The sequence below is a fragment of the Variovorax sp. PBL-H6 genome, from assembly GCF_901827155.1.
Lineage (GTDB): Bacteria > Pseudomonadota > Gammaproteobacteria > Burkholderiales > Burkholderiaceae_C > Variovorax.
In genome coordinates this window covers 3,971,036-3,988,954 of sequence record NZ_LR594659.1, presented here as the reverse complement: position 1 = coordinate 3,988,954, position 17,919 = coordinate 3,971,036, and the positions used below count along the sequence as shown (strand labels likewise).

Annotated in this window: 17 protein-coding genes and 1 pseudogene; 11 read left to right on the top strand and 7 right to left on the bottom strand. The window is 64.8% G+C overall.

Going from position 1 to position 17,919, the window contains the following annotated elements; translation table 11 throughout:
- Positions 1 to 103 precede the first annotated feature (103 nt).
- From G3W89_RS18880 to dctA, 7 genes are all read left to right on the top strand, one after another.
- Positions 104 to 1,270 carry an MFS transporter gene (locus G3W89_RS18880; RefSeq protein WP_162575618.1) on the top strand — a complete coding sequence of 389 codons (1,167 nt, stop codon included), beginning with the start codon at positions 104 to 106 and terminating at the stop codon, positions 1,268 to 1,270.
- Complete coding sequence (gene xth, locus G3W89_RS18875; protein WP_162575617.1) at positions 1,267 to 2,037, top strand: exodeoxyribonuclease III; 771 nt, start codon at positions 1,267 to 1,269, stop codon at positions 2,035 to 2,037. The genes G3W89_RS18880 and xth overlap by 4 nt, the downstream gene beginning before the upstream one ends.
- Positions 2,038 to 2,197: 160 nt before the next feature.
- Entirely contained in the window at positions 2,198 to 3,058 is an 861-nt protein-coding gene (locus G3W89_RS18870; RefSeq protein ID WP_174258270.1) for an FAS1-like dehydratase domain-containing protein, read from the top strand.
- A gap of 32 nt (positions 3,059 to 3,090) precedes the next feature.
- Positions 3,091 to 4,281, top strand: a complete 1,191-nt coding sequence (locus G3W89_RS18865; protein WP_162575616.1) for a CaiB/BaiF CoA transferase family protein — start codon at positions 3,091 to 3,093, stop codon at positions 4,279 to 4,281.
- Positions 4,282 to 4,291: 10 nt separating this feature from the next.
- Entirely contained in the window at positions 4,292 to 5,122 is an 831-nt protein-coding gene (locus tag G3W89_RS18860) for an HpcH/HpaI aldolase/citrate lyase family protein (protein ID WP_162575615.1), read from the top strand.
- 39 nt (positions 5,123 to 5,161) lie between these two features.
- Positions 5,162 to 6,508 (top strand): class-II fumarase/aspartase family protein, encoded by a 1,347-nt coding sequence (locus G3W89_RS18855; RefSeq protein ID WP_162575614.1) that lies wholly within the window; start codon positions 5,162 to 5,164, stop codon positions 6,506 to 6,508.
- A gap of 80 nt (positions 6,509 to 6,588) precedes the next feature.
- Positions 6,589 to 7,923, top strand: a complete 1,335-nt coding sequence (dctA, locus tag G3W89_RS18850) for a C4-dicarboxylate transporter DctA (RefSeq protein ID WP_162575613.1) — start codon at positions 6,589 to 6,591, stop codon at positions 7,921 to 7,923.
- A gap of 99 nt (positions 7,924 to 8,022) precedes the next feature.
- Here dctA and G3W89_RS18845 read toward each other — a convergent pair whose 3' ends face one another.
- A complete protein-coding gene (locus tag G3W89_RS18845) occupies positions 8,023 to 8,952 on the bottom strand; it encodes a LysR family transcriptional regulator (RefSeq protein WP_162577543.1) in 930 nt (309 codons plus the stop codon).
- Positions 8,953 to 9,100: 148 nt separating this feature from the next.
- On the opposite strand from G3W89_RS18845, the gene G3W89_RS18840 reads away from it, so the two are divergent.
- Together G3W89_RS18840 and G3W89_RS18835 are read left to right on the top strand one after the other, a co-directional pair.
- Positions 9,101 to 10,072, top strand: a complete 972-nt coding sequence (locus tag G3W89_RS18840; RefSeq protein ID WP_162575612.1) for a tripartite tricarboxylate transporter substrate binding protein — start codon at positions 9,101 to 9,103, stop codon at positions 10,070 to 10,072.
- Position 10,073: 1 nt separating this feature from the next.
- The gene (locus tag G3W89_RS18835) at positions 10,074 to 12,098 is read left to right on the top strand and encodes a 4-oxalomesaconate tautomerase (protein ID WP_162575611.1); all 2,025 of its coding nucleotides are present in this window, start codon (positions 10,074 to 10,076) and stop codon (positions 12,096 to 12,098) included.
- 85 nt (positions 12,099 to 12,183) lie between these two features.
- Here G3W89_RS18835 and G3W89_RS18830 read toward each other — a convergent pair whose 3' ends face one another.
- From G3W89_RS18830 to G3W89_RS18820, 3 genes and pseudogenes are all read right to left on the bottom strand, one after another.
- Entirely contained in the window at positions 12,184 to 12,636 is a 453-nt protein-coding gene (locus tag G3W89_RS18830) for a DUF305 domain-containing protein (protein ID WP_162575610.1), read from the bottom strand.
- A 58-nt stretch (positions 12,637 to 12,694) separates the two neighbouring features.
- Positions 12,695 to 12,808, bottom strand: a pseudogene (locus G3W89_RS18825) (transposase domain-containing protein); the annotation flags it as partial.
- Between the two features lie 104 nt (positions 12,809 to 12,912).
- Positions 12,913 to 13,092, bottom strand: coding sequence for a DUF3606 domain-containing protein (locus G3W89_RS18820; protein ID WP_162575609.1), 180 nt, complete (start codon positions 13,090 to 13,092; stop codon positions 12,913 to 12,915).
- A gap of 395 nt (positions 13,093 to 13,487) precedes the next feature.
- Here G3W89_RS18820 and G3W89_RS18815 point away from each other — a divergent pair, with 395 nt between their 5' ends.
- Both G3W89_RS18815 and G3W89_RS18810 read left to right on the top strand, forming a co-directional pair.
- Positions 13,488 to 14,039 (top strand): ABC transporter substrate-binding protein, encoded by a 552-nt coding sequence (locus tag G3W89_RS18815; RefSeq protein WP_162575608.1) that lies wholly within the window; start codon positions 13,488 to 13,490, stop codon positions 14,037 to 14,039.
- A gap of 55 nt (positions 14,040 to 14,094) precedes the next feature.
- Entirely contained in the window at positions 14,095 to 15,060 is a 966-nt protein-coding gene (locus G3W89_RS18810) for a Bug family tripartite tricarboxylate transporter substrate binding protein (RefSeq protein WP_162575607.1), read from the top strand.
- 33 nt (positions 15,061 to 15,093) lie between these two features.
- Here G3W89_RS18810 and G3W89_RS18805 read toward each other — a convergent pair whose 3' ends face one another.
- The 3 genes from G3W89_RS18805 to G3W89_RS18795 form a co-directional block, all read right to left on the bottom strand.
- Positions 15,094 to 16,089 carry a Bug family tripartite tricarboxylate transporter substrate binding protein gene (locus G3W89_RS18805; protein ID WP_162575606.1) on the bottom strand — a complete coding sequence of 332 codons (996 nt, stop codon included), beginning with the start codon at positions 16,087 to 16,089 and terminating at the stop codon, positions 15,094 to 15,096.
- A 116-nt stretch (positions 16,090 to 16,205) separates the two neighbouring features.
- Entirely contained in the window at positions 16,206 to 16,946 is a 741-nt protein-coding gene (locus tag G3W89_RS33505) for a FadR/GntR family transcriptional regulator (RefSeq protein WP_162575605.1), read from the bottom strand.
- A gap of 15 nt (positions 16,947 to 16,961) precedes the next feature.
- Positions 16,962 to 17,918, bottom strand: coding sequence for a PDR/VanB family oxidoreductase (locus tag G3W89_RS18795; protein ID WP_162575604.1), 957 nt, complete (start codon positions 17,916 to 17,918; stop codon positions 16,962 to 16,964).
- Between the last annotated feature and the right edge of the window lies 1 nt (position 17,919).

Sequence of the window (17,919 nt, the reverse complement as noted above, 5' to 3'; positions counted from 1 at the left end):
TCCATCGGCCGACCGCGTGGGTCCAGTTCCCTCCGTCCACATCGACTCCCCTGCGATCTGCGCGCTCTATGACGATCCGCACCTGAGGCGTATACATGCGACCATGCGAATGCCTCAGCCAGACGCGTTGCGATCTTTCATCCTTCTCTATGTGTTGCTGTACGCGTCATTCGGCGTGGCGTCTCCCTTCTGGCCTCGGTTTTTCGAGACGCGGGGGATGTCACCCGAGCAGATCGGGCTTCTGCTGGGACTGGGGACGGTCGTACGGCTGATCGCCGGACCCGTTGCAGCACGCCTCGCAGATCGTTTGCAGCGATTGCGTCATGTACTGGCCGCCGCTGCCGCCCTTGCTGCCTGCCTTGCATTTGGCCTTCCCTGGATCGGCGGGTTCTGGATCTTCCTGATCGTCCGCCTGTGCCAGGAGGCCGCCCTTACACCGACCACGTCGCTTGCCGACGCCTTGGCGCTGGATGCTTCCAGGTCGGCCCCCTCGTCTGGAATGAGCTTCGAATATGGCTGGGTACGAGGTTCGGCATCGGCTGCCTTCGTGATTGGAACGCTGGCCGCTGGCCAAGTGATCGGCTGGACGGCGCTCACATCGATCGCGTGGATGCATGGCGCCCTGCTTCTGGCCGCAGCAGCAAGCACCATGCTGCTGCCTGCGGCGGGTGCCAGGACCTGCGCCGCCCCCGAACGATCATCCGTCAGGGCCATCGGGGAACTCATGCAGCTTGTCGTCTTCCGGCGCATGCTCCTCGTCGCGGCCCTGGTTTACGGCAGCCATGCGATGCATGACGCATTCGCAGTCATCCGATGGAACGCGGCCGGCGTGAGCCAGACCACGATCAGCATCTTGTGGTCGGAGGCCGTTGTTGCGGAGGTGTTGGTGTTCGTCCTTGTCGGACCTCGATGGGTCGATTCACTCGGCCCGGCCGGTGCAGCCGCGATGGCATCCCTGGCGGCTGTCGTGCGATGGCTCGTGGTGGCGTGCTCGAGCGATCCCGTAGCGCTCGCACTCGTACAGCCCCTGCATGGACTGACATTCGCGCTTCTGCATCTCGCCTGTATGCGCCTCATGGGCGCCACCGTGCCTCGGCACCTTGCCGCTACCGGCCAAGCCCTCTATGCACTCGGACCAGGACTGGTGACAGCGCTTCTGACACTGTCATCCGGAATGCTGTACGCACGCCTCGGAGCCAGCGGCTTCCTGCTGATGGCGCTGTTGTCCGGCTTCGCTTTGCCGCTGTGCCTGGGGCTGAAACAGCCATGAAGGTCGCGACATTCAACGTCAACGGCATCAAGGGGCGGATGCCACGTCTTCTCGAGTGGCTCCACGAAGCCGAGCCGGACATCGCCTGTCTGCAGGAGATCAAGACGGGCGACGTGACCTTTCCGCACGAATCACTGGTGGCAGCGGGCTACCACGTCATCTGGCACGGCCAGCCGCGGCACCACGGCGTGGCCATCCTGTCTCGCACCGTCGAGCCGGCAGAAGTTCGACGGGGGCTTCCCGACGATGACGCGGATGGCCAGGCGAGATATCTCGAGGCCGATGTCGGCCCTGTGCGAGTGGCGTCCGTCTATTTGCCAAACGGGAATCCGGTTCCGAGCAACAACTTCGACTACAAGCTGAGGTGGTTCGAACGCTTCAACGCGCACGCGAACACGCTGGTGGGAAGCGACGTCGTCCTGTGCGGAGACTTCAATGTGGTTCCTGCCAACGAGGACATCTACAACGCTGGATCCTGGCGGTTCGACGCCGTGCTGCAGCCCCAGACGAGAGACGCGTACCAGCGGCTGCTCGCCCAAGGCTGGATCGACAGTGCGCGCTTCCTGAACCCGAAGGGGCGTGGAGAGTTGTACACGTTCTGGGTCAACGACCACGCATTCCGCCGGAACGCCGGATTCCGGATGGACTTCCTTCTGCTCAGCCCCAGTCTCGGCCGCCGTCTTCAAGCGTCGGGCGTCGATGGGGAACAGCGCGGCCGCGAGAAGCCGAGCGACCACGCTCCGGTCTGGGTGGAGCTCCGCGACTAGGAAGCGCAAGGCGAACCCAGGGTTCCAATCGGGAACACGCCCGTTATTGCTCTGCGTGCATCAATAGGACCAAACGTTGCAATTCTCCTAACGAAGCCGGCGTTGCACACTTGCTCCCCAGAACTGCTTCCGCGTGGTGCAGTCAGCAAAGGAGACGACATTGGACGCACAGCAAGATCAGCTGCAATCGTGGATCGGACGCAGCGAGAGAATCGACGACGTCATCAACCCCACCCCCGTGGTCGCCCTGACGGCGACTCTGGACCATCCGGCGACGCCGGTGGTTGCGGGCACCACGCTTCCCCCGCTCTGGCATTGGCTCTACTTCCTGCCGATGCACCGGCAGAGCGAAATCGGCGCGGACGGCCATGCCAAGCGCGGCGGCTTCCTTCCGCCTGTCCCGCTACCTCGGCGCATGTGGGCCGGCAGCCAGTTCGAGTTCCGCACCCCGATCCGCGTAGGTGACCGCGTCGCGCGAACGTCGACCATCGATGAGGTCACCACCAAGGAAGGCCGCACCGGCAAGCTCGTGTTCGTGAAGGTGCGCCACGAGGTGCGATGCAACGAGGCCACCGAGCCGGCCCTGGTCGAGTTCCACGACATCGTGTATCGCGAAGCCCAGGGACCGAACGATGTCGTGCCGCCGCCCCAGGCCGCACCCGGCGAGGCCGCCTGGCACCGCCGGATCCTGCCTGACGACGTGCTGCTGTTCCGTTACTCGGCGCTGACCTTCAATGGCCACCGCATCCACTACGACCGACGGTATGTGACGCAGGTCGAAGGGTATCCAGGCCTGATCGTGCACGGTCCGCTGATCGCGACGTTGCTGATGGACCTCCTGCGCCGCCAGTTGCCCGAAGCCGACGTGGCGAGCTTTCGCTTCAAGGCGGTCCGTCCGACTTTCGACCTGAACGCTTTCCATGTCAGCGGCCAGCCGCAGGCCGACGGCAAGACGATCCGCCTCTGGGCTTCGGACCACGAGGGCTGGCTGACGATGGACGCCATCGCAGTGCTGCGCTGACCCCCCAAACACGACATCAAGAGAGACAGACCATGCAGCCACTCAAGGGCATCACCGTCGTCACGCTGGAGCACGCCATTGCCGCGCCTTTCGCCACTCGCCAACTGGCGGACCTCGGCGCCCGCGTCATCAAGATCGAGCGTCCCGGTTCGGGCGACTTCGCCCGCGGCTACGACGAACGCGTACGCGGCCTTGCATCGCACTTCGTCTGGACCAACCGCTCCAAGGAAAGCCTCACGCTCGATGTGAAGCACCCGGAGGCAGCGCGGGTGCTCGAGCGGCTGGTCTTGGAAAAGGCCGACGTCGTCGTGCAGAACCTGGCACCGGGCGCTGCAACGCGCCTCGGCCTGGGCTACGACAAGCTCTCCGGCGCCAAGCCGGGCTTGATCGTCTGCGACATCTCGGGCTACGGCGACGACCCGCACCATCCCGGCCCGTACCGCGACAAGAAGGCCTACGACCTGTTGATCCAGAGCGAGGCCGGCTTCGTCTCCGTCACGGGCACGCCCGAAGAGCCCTGCAAGGCCGGCCCCTCGATCGCGGACATCGCCGCCGGCATGTACGCCTACAGCAGCATCCTCGCGGCGCTGCTGCAGCGCGGCCAGACCGGCAAGGGCCAACGCATCGACATCTCGATGCTCGAATCGCTGGCCGAGTGGACCAGCTACCCCCTTTACTACGCCTTCGAAGGTGCCGCGCCGCCCCCGCGCACCGGCGCCAGCCACGCGACGATCTATCCGTACGGCCCGTTCCCGGCCGGTGACGGGGCCACCGTGATGCTGGGCCTGCAGAACGAGCGCGAATGGCTCAGCTTCTGCGACAAGGTGCTGGAGCAACCCGATCTCGCGAAGGATCCGCGGTTCACCGCCAACTTCAAGCGCGTGGCGGAAAGGGCTGCATTGCGCCAGATCATCGTGGACGCCTTCGAGCCGTTGACCGGCAGGCAGGTGGTCGAGCGCCTCGAGCTGGCACAGATCGCCAATGCCCAGGTCAACACCATGAAGGAAGTCTGGGCCCATCCGCAGCTCGAAGCACGCGGGCGCTGGACCGAGGTGGGGACGGCCGTGGGACCGGTGCCCGCCATGCTGCCGCCCGGCACCTGGGATACCGGCCCCCGCATGGACCCGGTGCCCGCGCTCGGCGAGCACACGGACGCCATCCTGGCCGAGCTCGGCTACAGCGCGGCCGAGATCGCCGGGCTGCACACATCCAGAGCCGTCTGAGGTCGCCGTCATGCCCACCGAACCGCTGCTTCCTGCGCGCACCTACCTCTTCGTGCCCGGCACGCGACCGGAACGTTTCGAGAAGGCACTGGCCAGCGGCGCCGACAAGGTCGTGCTCGACCTCGAGGACGCCGTCGCCCCCAGCGACAAGGCCGATGCACGCAGCGCTGTCGCGACCTGGCTGGCGGGCGCAACGCCCGAGGACCGGTCGCGCATCGTGGTGCGCATCAACGATGCCAATTCGTCCTGGTTTGCCGCCGACCTTGCGGCCTTCGGCGACGCGCACGGGATCAGCGTGCTCTTGCCCAAGGCCGAGTGGGCCGCGCAGATCGCCGACGTCCGGGCGGCATTGCCCGATGCGGGCATCCTCGCGCTCATCGAAAGTGCACGCGGTGTGTCGGAAGCGAACCGCATCGCGGCCGCCGGCGCGCAGCGGCTGGTGTTCGGCACGCTCGATTTCGCACTCGACCTGGACATCGACATCTCGACGGACGCCTCCGGCCTCTCCTATGCAGCCAGCCGCATCGCGATCGCCTCGCGCCTGGCGAGCCTGCCGGCACCGGTCGCAGGCGTCACACCGCAACTCGACGACGAGGCACGTTTGCTGTCCGATCTTGCCGATGCGCTCAGGCTGGGCTTCGGTGCCAAGCTGTGCATCCACCCACGCCAGGTGCAGCCGATCCACGCGGCGCTGCGTCCAAGCGCGCAGGCGCTGGATTGGGCCCGGCGCGTCCTGATTGCCGATGCCGCATCACCCGGCGCCGCCCGGCTCGACGGACGCATGGTCGACCGGCCCGTGGTCCTGCAGGCGCAACGCACGCTGGCCCTGGCCCGCGATTGAACCTAACCACTTCTTCCATCGCAGAAAGAGACAAGCAACATGGCCTCTACCATCATCGACTCGCGCGTCTTCGGCGACATGTTCAGCGACGCGCGCATGCGCGACGTCTGGTCCGACGAGAACCGCACCGCCAAATACCTGGACATCGAGCGCGCCCTCGCGAAGGTGCAGGGTGAACTCGGCATCATCCCGAAGGAAGCGGCGGATGAGATCGTCCGCAACTGCAACCTGTCGCAGATCGACTGGGCCAAGCTGAAGGCCAAGACCGAGCAGATCGGATATCCGATCATCGCCGTGGTCAACCAGATCAATGCGAATTGCCGAGACAAGCTCGGCGAGTATTGCCACTGGGGCGCGACCACGCAGGACATCACCGACACGGCCGCCGTTCTGCAGATGCGCGAAGGCCTCGCGCTGGTCGAGCAGGATCTCGACGAGATCGGGGATGCGTTGGCCGCCCTCGCGAAGAAGTACCGCGACACGCCCGTCATCGGCCGCTCCAATCTCCAGCAAGCCACGCCGATCACCTTCGGCTACAAGATGGCGAGCATCCTGGCCGGCATCGATCGACACCGCGAGCGCCTGCAACAGCTCAAGCCGCGCGTCCTGATGGGCGAATTCGGCGGTGCGTCGGGCACCTTGTCCTCGCTGGAGAAGGGCGCCATGGAAACCCAGGCCGGACTGATGAAGGAACTGGGATTGGCCCAGCCGCTGATCTCGTGGCACACGGTGCGCGACACCATCGCGGAGGTCGGAGCCTTCCTCGGACTCGTCGGAGGCTCGCTCGGCAAAATCGCGATGGACGTCAAGCTGATGATGCAGACCGAAGTGGCGGAGGTCTTCGAGCCCTTCACGCCGGGCCGCGGCTCGTCGTCGACCATGCCGCAAAAGCGCAACCCGATCTCCTGCCTGTACATCCACGCCAACATCTCGGTGGCGCGCCAGCATGCGGCTGCGTTGATGGATGCGATGGTGGCGGACCACGAGCGCTCGACCGGGCCGTGGGAGATCGAGTGGGTGTCCCTCCCCGAGATCTTCTGTCTCATGTCCGGCGCGTTGAAGCAGACCAAGTTCATCCTCAAGGGGCTGGAAGTGGACGCCAGCCGCATGCGCGCCAACATCGACATCACCCATGGACTCGTGATGTCCGAGGCCGTGATGATGGGATTGGGCCCTTGCATCGGCCGCGAATACGCCCACGACCTGGTCTACGACCTGTGCCGCCAGGCAATCGCCGACAACCGGCCCTTGATCGAGATCCTGGCCGCCCACCCCGAGATCAGCAAGCACGTCTCGCGAGCCCAGCTCGATGCGATGTGTGACCCCGCCAACAACCTTGGCCAGGCCGGCGTGATGGTCGATCGCGTACTCGAAGCGCGACGCTAGTCCGAGCCCGGCCGTTCACCATCGACTCAACCGGCGAAGACCGGTTCGCATCTGTGCGCCCTCAATCTGGAGACAACGTCATGAACATCCGTAAACTTCTGAAGCTGCTCTATGTGCAGGTCCTGATAGGCCTCGTCCTGGGCATCACCGTGGGCCACTACTGGCCCGAATTCGGCGCCGCCCTCAAGCCGCTCGGCGACGGCTTCGTCAAGCTCGTCAAGATGATGATCGCGCCGGTGGTGTTCTGCACCATTGTGAGCGGCATCACATCGCTCGGCGATTCGAAGGAGATCGGCAAGACCCTGCTCAAGGCGATGGGGCTCTTCTACGCGCTGACGATTCTGGCGCTCATCACGGGCCTGGTCACCGTCTTGGTGATCCAGCCGGGCGCCGGCATGCACATCGATCCGAAGAACCTCGACGCCTCCGTGGCGACGCGCTTCGCGAACCAGGTGCACATTCATGGCTTCACCGACTTCGTCATGCACATCATCCCGAACGCGTTCGTCGGCGCCTTTGCCGATGGCGAGGTGTTGCCGGTGCTGCTGCTTGCGGTCCTTTGCGGATTCGGCCTGACGAAGATCGGGACGGCCGCCAAGCCGGTGCTCGAGGGCATCGAAGGCTTCTCGCACATGCTCTTCGCGGCCTTCGGCATCATCATGCGACTGGCGCCGATCGGCGCCTTCGGGGCGATGGCGTTCACCGTCGGGCGCTACGGCATCAAGTCGATCGGATCACTCGGGCTGCTGATCGGGACCTTCTATGTGGCCTGCATCTTCTTTGTCGTGGTGGTGCTGGGCGTGCTGTCGCGCCTGCACGGGTTCAAGCTGTGGCAGCTGATGCGCTACATCAAGGAAGAACTGCTCGTGGTGCTCGGTACGTCGTCCAGCGAACCGGTGCTCCCCCGTCTGCTGCTCAAGCTCGAAAGGCTCGGTTGCAAGAAGGGCGTCGTCGGGCTGGTGCTTCCGACCGGCTATTCATTCAATCTCGACGGGACGGCCATCTACCTGACGCTGGCGTCGATGTTCATCGCCCAGGCCTGCGACATCCATCTGTCGTGGGTACAGATCGGCTCGATGCTGGGCATCATGCTGCTGACCTCGAAGGGCGCGGCTGGGGTGACGGGCAGTGGCTTCGTCGCATTGGTGGCCACGCTCACGGTCATGCCTGATCTGCCGGTGGCCGGCGTTGCACTGATCGTCGGGATCGATCGCTTCATGTCCGAAGCACGGGCGCTCACCAGCACCATCAGCAACGCAGTGGCCTGCATCGTGGTCTCGATCTGGGAAAACGCTTGCGACCGAGACGTGCTGCGGCGCGAACTGGTGGCGAACTACGCCAGCACCGAGCACGAACTCGAAGGGCCGACGGGTGACTTGGCGTTGCCGCTCGGCCACCCCGGCACGGCACACTGAAGATTGGGCGGCTTGACAGGGCTGTACAACCCTGCCCAGGACCGACCCGGAATGGCAGGCGCGATGTCGAGCGGCTGCCGGCAGCGGGTTGCCGACTCTTCACGCCGAGCTGCGTTTTTTGCCGGCCTGGCCGCGGCGGCCCTTCATCTCGGAAAAGAACTCGAAGAACTGCAGCGCCGCCGGTGAGAGGGTGCGGCCCTTGCGCCGGATCAGGCCCACCTTGCGACTGACGATCGGTTCGACCAGCGGCACGCTGACCAATAGCGGGTGGTCGGCCCCCGGCATCGCGATCGACGGAACCGCCGCGACGCCGAGCCCGGCTTCGACCAACCCCAGCATCGTCGTGACGTGCTGCGCCTCGTAGATCGCCTGCGGGCGCCCTGGCAAACCTGAAAGCGCCTGGTCCAGCAGCAGGCGATTCCCGGAGGCCTTGCTCACCGAGATGTAGTCGTACTGCGCCAGTTCCGCCCATCTCACCTTCCGTTTGCCTGCGAGAGCATGGTCGCGGCGGCAGGCGGCGACGAAGCGCTCTTCCATGAGCGGCTGGAACTCGATGTCGGGCTCCTGGCCTCCGATGAAGTTCAGTCCGAAATCCGCTTCTCCGCGCGAGACCGCGGCCAGCACCTCGTTCGCACTCGCATCGAACACCTTGACCCGAACCTTCGGGTAGCGCTCGTGGTAGCGCGAGATCACCTGCGAGACGAAATAGTAGACCGTCGACGGCACACAGGCGATGGTGACCTCGCCCATGCGCGTCGCCGCCACGCCGCGGATGCCCAGCAGCGTGAGGTCCAGATCGTCGAGCAACTGCTGCACCTTCCGGTCGAAATCGCGCCCGACCGCCGTCAGGCTCACCCGCCGCGTGGTCCGCTCCAGCAGCCGTACTCCGAGCGCTTCTTCCAGCTTCTCGATGCGCCTGCTGAAAGCCGGCTGCGAGACGTGCAGCGCATCGGCTGCCTTGCGGAAACTGCTCAGCTCCGCGACGGCGCGGAACGCCTGCAGGTCGTTGAGGTTGAAGTTGATCGCCATCGTGCCGTCCTGCAGTTCGGTTGACTGATCGACAGTGTGCATCAATCGATCCTAAACATGCAATTCACAGCAATCGTCGAAGGGAGGACCATGCGTCCAGGGCCAAGGAAGCGACCTTGAACCAATCCTTCAACAAATCGGAGACATCATGGAATTTCGCAACGCACCCTTCCTGTGTGGCGTGGCCTTGGCCGCCGCGCTCGCCTGCAGCAGCGCCTTCGCCGCCTATCCCGAGAAGCCGATCACCATCGTCGTCCCGACTGCCGCCGGAGGCGCCAACGACGCGATGGCGCGCGTCATCGGCCAGGCGATGTCGGCTGCGCTCAAGCAACCGGTGATCATCGACAACAAGGCCGGCGCCAATGGAGCGATTGCCAGCGAGTTCGTGATGCGCGCGGCGCCGGACGGCTACACGCTGATGCTGGGCTACGTCGCCACGCATGCGATGAATCCCGCGCTGCAGAAGTTGCGCTACGACCCGGTGAAGGATTTCGAGCCCGTGGCCATGGTCGGCACGTCCGCGACGCTGATGGTCGCGACTCCTTCCGTCCGGGCGACCAACGCGAAGGAACTCGTCGCCGCGCTCAAGGCCGCACCCGACAAGACGAGCTATGCATCCGCCGGCAACGGCACCGCACCGCACTTCGCCGCCGAGATGTTCAAGCTCTCGACCGGCACCAGCATGCTTCATGTGCCCTACAAGGGATCGGCCCCTGCGATCACCGACACCATCGGTGGCCAGACACAGATCATGTTCCCGAGTCTCTTCACTGCCATGCCGTATGTGAAGGCCGGCAAGCTGAAGGCGATCGGCGTGGCCGGCGCCAAGCGTTCGCCGCAGATGCCGGACGTGCCGACGCTCAGGGAGCAGGGCATCGACAACGTGGATGTCTCGCAGTGGTACGGCATCTTCGCGCCGGCCAAGACCCCGAAGCCCGTGATCGAGCAACTCAACAAGGTGCTCAATGCGGCTCTGGCTGACAAGGGCGTCATCAAGAAACTGGAGGACCACGGCGCCGAGGTGGAAATCATGACCACCGAGCAAATGCGCACCTATGTGCAGCAGGAGCAGGTCAAGTGGAAGAAGGTGGTCCAGGCTGCAAAGCTTTCGGCCGACTGAGATGAGCAGGACCATTCCCTGCGTGCTGATGCGTGCGGGTACTTCGCGCGGCCCCTTCTTCCTGCGGGAGTGGCTGCCTGAAAGCGACGAGGAGCGCGACCAGGCGCTGATCGGCGCCATCGGGGCCTCCGATCCGCTGCAGCTCGACGGCGTCGGCGGCGGCAGCAGCCTCAACAGCAAGGTCGCCATCGTTTCCAGGTCAAGGGAACCGGGCTGCGATCTGGACTACCTGTTCGCGCAGGTGGGGGTCGGACACCGTTCGGTCGACACCCGGCCGAACTGCGGCAACATGCTGTCGGGCGTCGCGCCCTTCGCGATCGAGCAGGGGCTGGTCGAGGTGCAGGACGGCGTCACGCGGGTACGCATCTTCAACGTCAACACGCGATCGCGCATCGATGTCACCGTCAGGACGCCCGGCAGGCGCGTCACGTACGAGGGAGACGCACGCATCGATGGCGTGGCCGGCACGGCAGCACCGATCCTCCTGAACTTCCTGGATGCCTGGGGCGCGGTGACAGGCAAGGTCTTTCCGACCGGCCGGCGCATCGACACGATCGACGGCGTCGAGGTGACGTGCATCGATGCAGCGATGCCGCTCATGATCGTGCGCGCGCATGACCTCGGCGTCAGCGGCGGCGAAAAGCCGGCAGCCCTTGATTCGAATGCGGGATTGCTGGAGCGGCTTGAAAACCTGCGCCTGCAGGCTGGCCACTTGATGGGACTCGGGGATGTATCAGGTAGCGTCATTCCCAAGCCGGTGCTGGTCAGTGCGGGAGACTCGCCGGACAGCATTACCTCGCGCTACTTCACTCCGCTGCGCTGCCATGCTTCGCATGCGGTCACGGGTGCCATCGGTGTTCTCAGCGCCTTTGCGCTTCCGGGCACCGTCGCAAGCGCAGCTGCTCGCGAGCCAGGTCGTCACAACCTGGTTCTTCTGCACCCCGCAGGGCAGATCGACGTGGAGGTCGAGCTTGAAGGCCGAGCGGACAAAGCAACGGTGAAATCGGCGGCGCTGGTGCGTACCGCCAGAAAGATCATGCAGGGCGAGATGCAGTTGCCCGACTATGTCTTCACGCGGCCTGAACCCGTTGCACGTCGATCGGCCACGTTCCCGTGCAAACCCGTCACGATCATCGTGCCGACGCGTGCCGGCGGCGGCAACGACGCGATGGCCAGGATCATCGCGGCCGAACTGAAGCCCCTGCTCGGCCAGGAAGTTCTCGTGGACAACCGGGCCGGCGCAAATGGTGCCATCGCGAGCGAGTTTGTGGCTGGGGCGGAACCGGACGGCCACACCCTCATGTTCGGCTACGTGGGCACCCACGCCATGAACCCCGCACTCCAGAAGCTGGGCTATCACCCTGTCAAGGACTTCGAACCGGTCGGCTTGATCGGCTCGTCTCCGACCTTGATGGTGGCCAACCGGCACGCCGGCTTCGACGACGTGCGCAGCCTTCTGCAGCGCCTGCGCAGCGAGCCGGGCACGATCACCTATGCGTCGGCCGGTGACGGTACGCCGCCACACTTCGCGGCGGAGTTGTTCCAGCTCAACACGGGCACGAAGATGGAAGGCAGAAGCTACGAGGGTGCAGCGCCTGCCATCGTGGACACGCTGCACGGTCGCGCGCAGGTCATGTTCCCGAGCCTGTTCACGGCCCATCCCTTCATCCTCGACGGCCGGCTGCGCGCCCTTGCCGTCGCAGCCCCGGCGCGTCTCCAAGCACTGCCTTCCGTGCCAACGCTCTCGGAAGCAGGCATCGAAGGGGTCGATGTCTCGCAGTGGTACGGCCTGTTTGCCCCGGCACGCACCTCGCCCGCAGTCATCGCACAGATCAACCGGGCCCTGAACGAGGTTCTTGCCAATCCGCAAGTCGTCGCTCGATTCGAACGCCAAGGCGCGAGCGTCGAGGCCGGTCCTCCCTCTGCGCTGCAAGAACGCGTTCGGCGCGAGTTCGATCGTTGGCAGGACGTGGTGGCCGAGGGCGGCCTGGCGCCGCGAGACATCCGCCTGCTTGCGGCGGATTGACCCGCCGAATCATCGAGACCGGCGCTCGTTGCCGAATCCTCTTGCGCAAGTTGCCGCATTCACCGCCGGCTTCGCGAGGCGCCGGTCAGCGCCGATCCTTGATGTCCTTGATGAGCTGCTTCATTTCCGCGATCTCACGCACTTGCGCGTCGATGATTCCGTCTGCGAGCTTGCGCACACGCGGATCCGTGATGTGTGCCCGCCTGCTAGTCATGATGGCTATCGAATGGTGTGGAATCATCGCCTTCATATAGGAAACCTCGTCCACCGTTGCTTGGCTCCGAACCAACCACAACGATGCGACAAAGACCACCACGCCACCGACAGCGATGAGCAAATTGGCGGTGCGGTTCTGAAGCATGTGCGTCATGAACGCCAACATGATGATGGCCATGACGGCGCCCATCAACAGCGCCATGTAAGCACGCGTCTCGCTGAAGAACACGTGATCCAATTCATAGGTATTCAAGTACATCAAGCCGAACATGACCACTGTCGACACAGCGACCATCGCAGCAAAACGTCGATAAGCATTCATCTTGCTCCCCATGAGTGGCGAAGCGAATCCTCTTGGCATCCGTCGGCTGCCGATGTGGCTAAACGGAGCATTGAGCTGTAGGCAGCCAGCGATGAGGTAGCAGCTTCTCGATCCGGCGGTTTGCTTGCATCGGAAGCCGGGTGAGGACGTCGTTGAGGTAGGCCCAAGGATCGTGCCCGCCCGAGCGGCGCCAGTGGTCGGGCCGCGTCTTCCTCGAACCGCTTCTGCCGGTCGGCAGACACTCCCAGCCCAACTTTCCCGGCAGGCATGCTGTCCTCACTTCGCCTTCAGATACTCGCGCACCTTGTCCGCCTGGTTGCTCACCGCGGCGACTGCCTTGCGCAGCTCTTCCTCCGTGACACCGAGCGACCTGGTCCAGTCCCTGACCTCGTAGTCTTCATTGACGTTGATGCGGGTGCGGTCCTGGCCGCCCACCTTGGTCTTGTCGTCTGCCATGTTGTCTTGCTCCTTCAGCCAGTCGACTGGGTCGGGTTGCCAGCGCCGCTCGAGCGCCGACAAATCCTGAATGACTCTGACCCTGTCGTCTCGGCTCTTCATGCAGGTAATTGGCGCATTTGCCTGACAGGGGCTTTGTAGGAAGACGCCAGGCCTGGATGCCCATGATCCAACTACGAGGGCTTTCCCAATGCTCCTGGACGAGCGACCTGGAGGAGCGGGGTTGGATCTATGAGCTCAAGTCGCTTATAATGGTCGAACCATTTAAATAGAAATTCCAGTGCCGCGAGACCACTGTGCTCGACTCAAAGCACGGCACATGAGTTTTCTCGTGACCCGTTCCGACCGCCCACCGACCTTGCGGGGCCGCCACGTCCATGCCCTCTGGAGCCGCCATGCTGATCCATCTCTTCAATGGCGTCGTCTACGGCGCGCTGCTGATCATCATGTGCTCGGGCCTGGCACTCATTTACGGCCTGCGCCGCGTGATCAACTTCGCGCATTGCGCATCGTTACGCCGCGTTCCGCTGGGAGCGCCTCTGCCTTGCCGCGTGCTGCAGATGCCTGTTCGCAAGGAGGTCGAACTGGCTTCGCACAAGATGGGCGTCGACGTGCCGCTGAACAAGACCTTTGCGACCGCATGGAAGGCGAAGTTCAACCGCCTGCCCACGGACAACGAAGGGCAGTCGTATAACGCGATGCTGGTCATGTTCGAGTGCGTGAAGAAGTCCGGCAGCGTGAAGCCCGCGGACGTCGCGAAGGCCGTGCGCGGCATGACGCTCGAGACGCTCTATGGCCCGGCCACCAAGCGCGCCCAGGACAACCAGCTTGTGCTGCCGACCTATTCGGCGCGTGCCAAGGTCGCGGACGGCGTGCTGCGGCCGGAGATCGAGCAGCGCTTCGACCCTTCGCTTACGCCTGCACCGTCGCCGCTGTGCAAGCTGTGACATCGTGCCCGCTTCGACCGTCCGGACACGACCATCTGCATCAGGAGACACGCTCATGCTGAACCGTCGACACCTTCTTTCGCTCGGCGCGTCCGCGGCGCTTCCGCTGCGGGCCTTCGCACAGGACCCGTGGCCGGCGAGGTCGATCCGCGCCGTCAACCCCGGCGCCGCGGGAGGAACCAATGACGTCCTGACGCGGCACCTCCTGGAGCCGCTTGGCAAGCTGCTCGGCCAACCGGTCATCCTCGAATCCAAGGCTGGCGCGGGTGGGGTGATCGGCACGCAGTTCGTCGCCCAGCAACCTGCAGACGGCTACACGATCCTGACGCACCACAACGGTTTCATCACGGCGCCGCTGGTCAGTGCCAATGCCAATTACGACGCACTCAAGGACTTCGTGCCGCTTTCCCTGCAAGGCACCAGCCCGCTGATCCTGATCGCGCATCCCTCCATGCCGCCTACATTGGCAGAGTTCGTCGCGCATGCGCGCGCGAATCCCGGCAAGCTCGAGTGGGGAACGGCTGCGCTGGGCGGCGTGGGTCATCTGGCAACGGAGGTTTTCCACGACGCAACGGGCATCAAGGGGATGGTCAAGGTGGCCTTCTCGGGCTCGGCCCCTGCAACCCAGGCCCTGGTTGCAGGGCAGATCAAGTACCTGTTGTCCACGCCGACGGCCGCCACGGCCGGCCTGGTGCAGGAGGGGCGCCTGCGCTTCCTGGGCGTATCGTCTGCGGCGCGCAGTCCGCTGCTTCCGAACCTTCCAAGCATCTCGGAAGTGGCCCCGGGCTTCGCAGTCGAGGTCTGGTTCGGCCTCCTCGCACGGGCGGGCACGCCTCCCGCCGTCGTTGCCAGGCTGGCCGATGCAATCGCCAGCGTGATCTCGCAACCCGACATCATCGACAAGTACCGGGCCGTCAACGTCGTGGCCAGACCCGGTAGAAACGAGCTCGCCGAGCTGCTTCGCGGTGATCACCAGCTGTGGTCGAAGGTCGTTCGAGAGAAGAACATCCGGCTCGACTGATGCTGCAGCCTCGCCCGAACGTGACGCAGTGCCTCAGCTCGGCGTGATGCCCAGCCGCTTGATCAGGTCCCCCCAGCGCCTGCTGTCCGCCAGCACCAGCTTGCGGAAGTCGTCGCCATAGATTTGCGATGGGATCCCGCCGCCCTTGCGCACGGCATCCTGAAACGCGGAATCCGCCTGCATGTCCTGAATCGCCTTGCCGAGCTTGGCCAAAACGGCGGGCGACATGTTGGCCGGGCCGACCATGCCAAAGAGCTGATCCGGTAGCGCTGCAGGAGATCCGGCCTCCTTGAGCGAAGGGACGGTGGGCAGCGACGGGTCTCGGCTGTCGCCGGTCACGACCAGCGGTCTGAGCTTTCCGCCGTTGATCAGCCCCAGCGACGTGGGTACGGATGCGAAGGTGTATTGCACTTCACCGCCCATGATCGCCGCGTCGGTCTCGGGACCGGTCTTGAACGGAATGTGAACTGCTTTGATGCCCACCGCCGAATTGAATTCCTCGGCCGCCAGGTGAATGCTGTTGCCGATGCCCGAGGAACCGAAGTTGAGCGCACCGGGCCTGGACTTCGCAAGGGCGACGAACTCGGCCAGCGTGCTGACTCCGAGCTGCGGCGAGACCACGAGGACCTGACGCGAAGTCTGGATCAGGCCCAGGTAGGTGAACGAACGCTCGACCTCGTAGCCGGGGCTCTTGATCAGGTGCGGCGCCGAGGTCAGCGCCGTGCTCGTGCCCATGCCGATGGTGTAGCCGTCCGGCGCAGCCCTGGCGACGTGAGCCAAGCCGATGGTGCCCGAACCGCCGAGCTTCAGATCCACGATGACGTTGCCGTTCAGCCGGTTGTTGAGTTGCACGACGATAAGACGCGCCAGGAAGTCGACTGCACCACCGAAAGGCGAGACGAGGGTGATCGGCTTCTCCGGATAGCTTCCCTGCGCCAGGCCGGTCAGCGGCATGGCTGCAAGCGAGGCGGCGGCCAGGCCGCCCGAGATGATGGCGGTTCTGCGGCTGACGAATAGGCGGTCGGTCATGGCTTTCCTTCTGCAGGGCGGTTTGACCGAATTAGTTTAATGGGTGGACCAATCAATAGTTGTTATTACTTACCCGAACGACGGGGCCGCGACTGCCGACAGAAGCGCGAAGATCGTCACGAGGATGACCCAGTACGGCCAAGCACCGTCGACCAGTAGCTGCGCGCGCGGTCCATGTGGCGCAGGATCAGCAGCTGCCCTTTGGCGGAATCTCGCGCCGCAACGTGTTCCAACAGGCGGCGGTGTTCGCTCAGCGAAGCCTCTGCCTGGAAAAGATCCTCGAACATGAGTTCCCTGCGCTGCCCGGTGAAGCGGTAGAACGCATTGAGAACGCGCACCAGTACCGAGTTGTGGGTCGCACCGACCAGTGCGACATGGAAATCGGTGTCGTCCGAAGCCATATTGCCGCCATGCGCGAGCACCTCCTGTGTACGGCTCAGCACGTCGGCCATTCGCTCGAGGTCTTCATCGGTGCGCCGCTTGCAGGCCAGGCCGACCGCCAGCGTCTCGAGATGCGCCCGGACTTCCATCGTCTCGGCAACCTCGGTCGCTGTCGGCGAGCCGCCGAGTTCGGTCAGCAGGATCAGGGCCTCGAAGCTGCCTTCGCGCGCCACATGACGCAGGTAGATGCCCGAGTTCGGACGCGATTCGACGATGCGCAGCGCCGCCAGCGTCGCCAGCGCCTCGCGCACCGCGTTGCGGCCGACACCGAGCCGGTCGGCCAGATCCCGCTCCGAGGGCAGGCGGTCGCCTGGCTGCAACCGCCGATCCTGCAGGTACGAGAGGATGCCGGCGATCACGGTGCTGCCGCTGTTCTCGCGCGATTCGCCGGCGGGTGGTTCGATCCGGTTGGCCATCGCGCCTGTTCCTCGTCAGAGATCGAGCACCAGCGTCTTCGAACGCGCGCCGGAGCAGCAGATCATCATCGACTGGTTGGAACGCCTTTCCTCGTCGCTGAGGAAGTCGTCGCGGTGATCGGGTTCGCCCTCCAGTACCGCCGTGCGGCACGTCCCGCAGACGCCTGCGGTGCACGCATAGGGTACGTCGATCGAATGGTCGAGCAGGGTGTCGAGAATCGTTTTGCCCGGCGCCACCGTGAGGCGCTCGCCGCTGCGCTTCAGGATCACGTCGTAGCCGCCCTCGGTCGCGGCTTCGCTGCTGGCGGCGAAGCGCTCGAAATGCACGGTGTGCGCGGGCCGGCATGCACAGGCGTCGAGGAAGGCGTCGATCATGCGGGCCGGGCCGCAGCAGTACAGGTGACAGTCGGAAGGTGCATCCCGGACGATTGCCGCGATGTCGACGCGGTCGATGCGCGAGGAACCGAAGCAGAAGTCGACTTCGCCGGTACCGCTGCCCATCACCCTGAGTTCATCGACGAAAGCGGTTTCGGCCGGCGATCGGCTCGCATAGTGAAGGCGCCAGCGGCGGCCGAGCGCATCGAGCCGGCGCAGCATCGACATCACCGGCGTGATGCCGATGCCGCCGGCGATGAAGATGGATTGCGGCGCATCCTCCGCCAGGGGAAAGTCGTTTCCGGGCGGGCTGGTGCGCAACACGTCACCCACCCGCGGCGTCGAATGCATCCAGGTCGAGCCGCCGCGGCTTTCGGCTTCGCGCTGCACTGCGATCAGGTAGCGATCCGTGTCCGATGGGGCATTGGCGAGGGAGTAGCTGCGCACCATGTCGTGCGCGAGATGCAGGTCGATGTGCGAACCGGCGGTGAACTGCGGCAGGGGCGCATCCGTGGCGGACACCAACTCGTAGGACGCGATGCCCTGCGCTTCCAGCCGTATCTGCCGCAGGCGGACGTCGATCAGGGGCGCGTTCATG

Bases quoted from the DNA above. Each gene is read 5' to 3' on its own strand.
- G3W89_RS18880 (WP_162575618.1), top strand. From the start codon at position 104: ATGCGAATGCCTCAGCCAGACGCGTTGCGATCTTTCATCCTTCTCTAT.
- G3W89_RS18835 (WP_162575611.1), top strand. From the start codon at position 10,074: ATGAGCAGGACCATTCCCTGCGTGCTGATGCGTGCGGGTACTTCGCGC.
- G3W89_RS18815 (WP_162575608.1), top strand. From the start codon at position 13,488: ATGCTGATCCATCTCTTCAATGGCGTCGTCTACGGCGCGCTGCTGATC.
- G3W89_RS18795 (WP_162575604.1), bottom strand. From the start codon at position 17,918: ATGAACGCGCCCCTGATCGACGTCCGCCTGCGGCAGATACGGCTGGAA.
- G3W89_RS18865 (WP_162575616.1), top strand. From the start codon at position 3,091: ATGCAGCCACTCAAGGGCATCACCGTCGTCACGCTGGAGCACGCCATT.
- G3W89_RS18830 (WP_162575610.1), bottom strand. From the start codon at position 12,636: ATGAATGCTTATCGACGTTTTGCTGCGATGGTCGCTGTGTCGACAGTG.
- G3W89_RS33505 (WP_162575605.1), bottom strand. From the start codon at position 16,946: ATGGCCAACCGGATCGAACCACCCGCCGGCGAATCGCGCGAGAACAGC.
- G3W89_RS18820 (WP_162575609.1), bottom strand. From the start codon at position 13,092: ATGGCAGACGACAAGACCAAGGTGGGCGGCCAGGACCGCACCCGCATC.
- G3W89_RS18805 (WP_162575606.1), bottom strand. From the start codon at position 16,089: ATGACCGACCGCCTATTCGTCAGCCGCAGAACCGCCATCATCTCGGGC.
- G3W89_RS18845 (WP_162577543.1), bottom strand. From the start codon at position 8,952: ATGGCGATCAACTTCAACCTCAACGACCTGCAGGCGTTCCGCGCCGTC.
- xth (WP_162575617.1), top strand. From the start codon at position 1,267: ATGAAGGTCGCGACATTCAACGTCAACGGCATCAAGGGGCGGATGCCA.
- G3W89_RS18855 (WP_162575614.1), top strand. From the start codon at position 5,162: ATGGCCTCTACCATCATCGACTCGCGCGTCTTCGGCGACATGTTCAGC.
- G3W89_RS18860 (WP_162575615.1), top strand. From the start codon at position 4,292: ATGCCCACCGAACCGCTGCTTCCTGCGCGCACCTACCTCTTCGTGCCC.
- dctA (WP_162575613.1), top strand. From the start codon at position 6,589: ATGAACATCCGTAAACTTCTGAAGCTGCTCTATGTGCAGGTCCTGATA.
- G3W89_RS18810 (WP_162575607.1), top strand. From the start codon at position 14,095: ATGCTGAACCGTCGACACCTTCTTTCGCTCGGCGCGTCCGCGGCGCTT.
- G3W89_RS18840 (WP_162575612.1), top strand. From the start codon at position 9,101: ATGGAATTTCGCAACGCACCCTTCCTGTGTGGCGTGGCCTTGGCCGCC.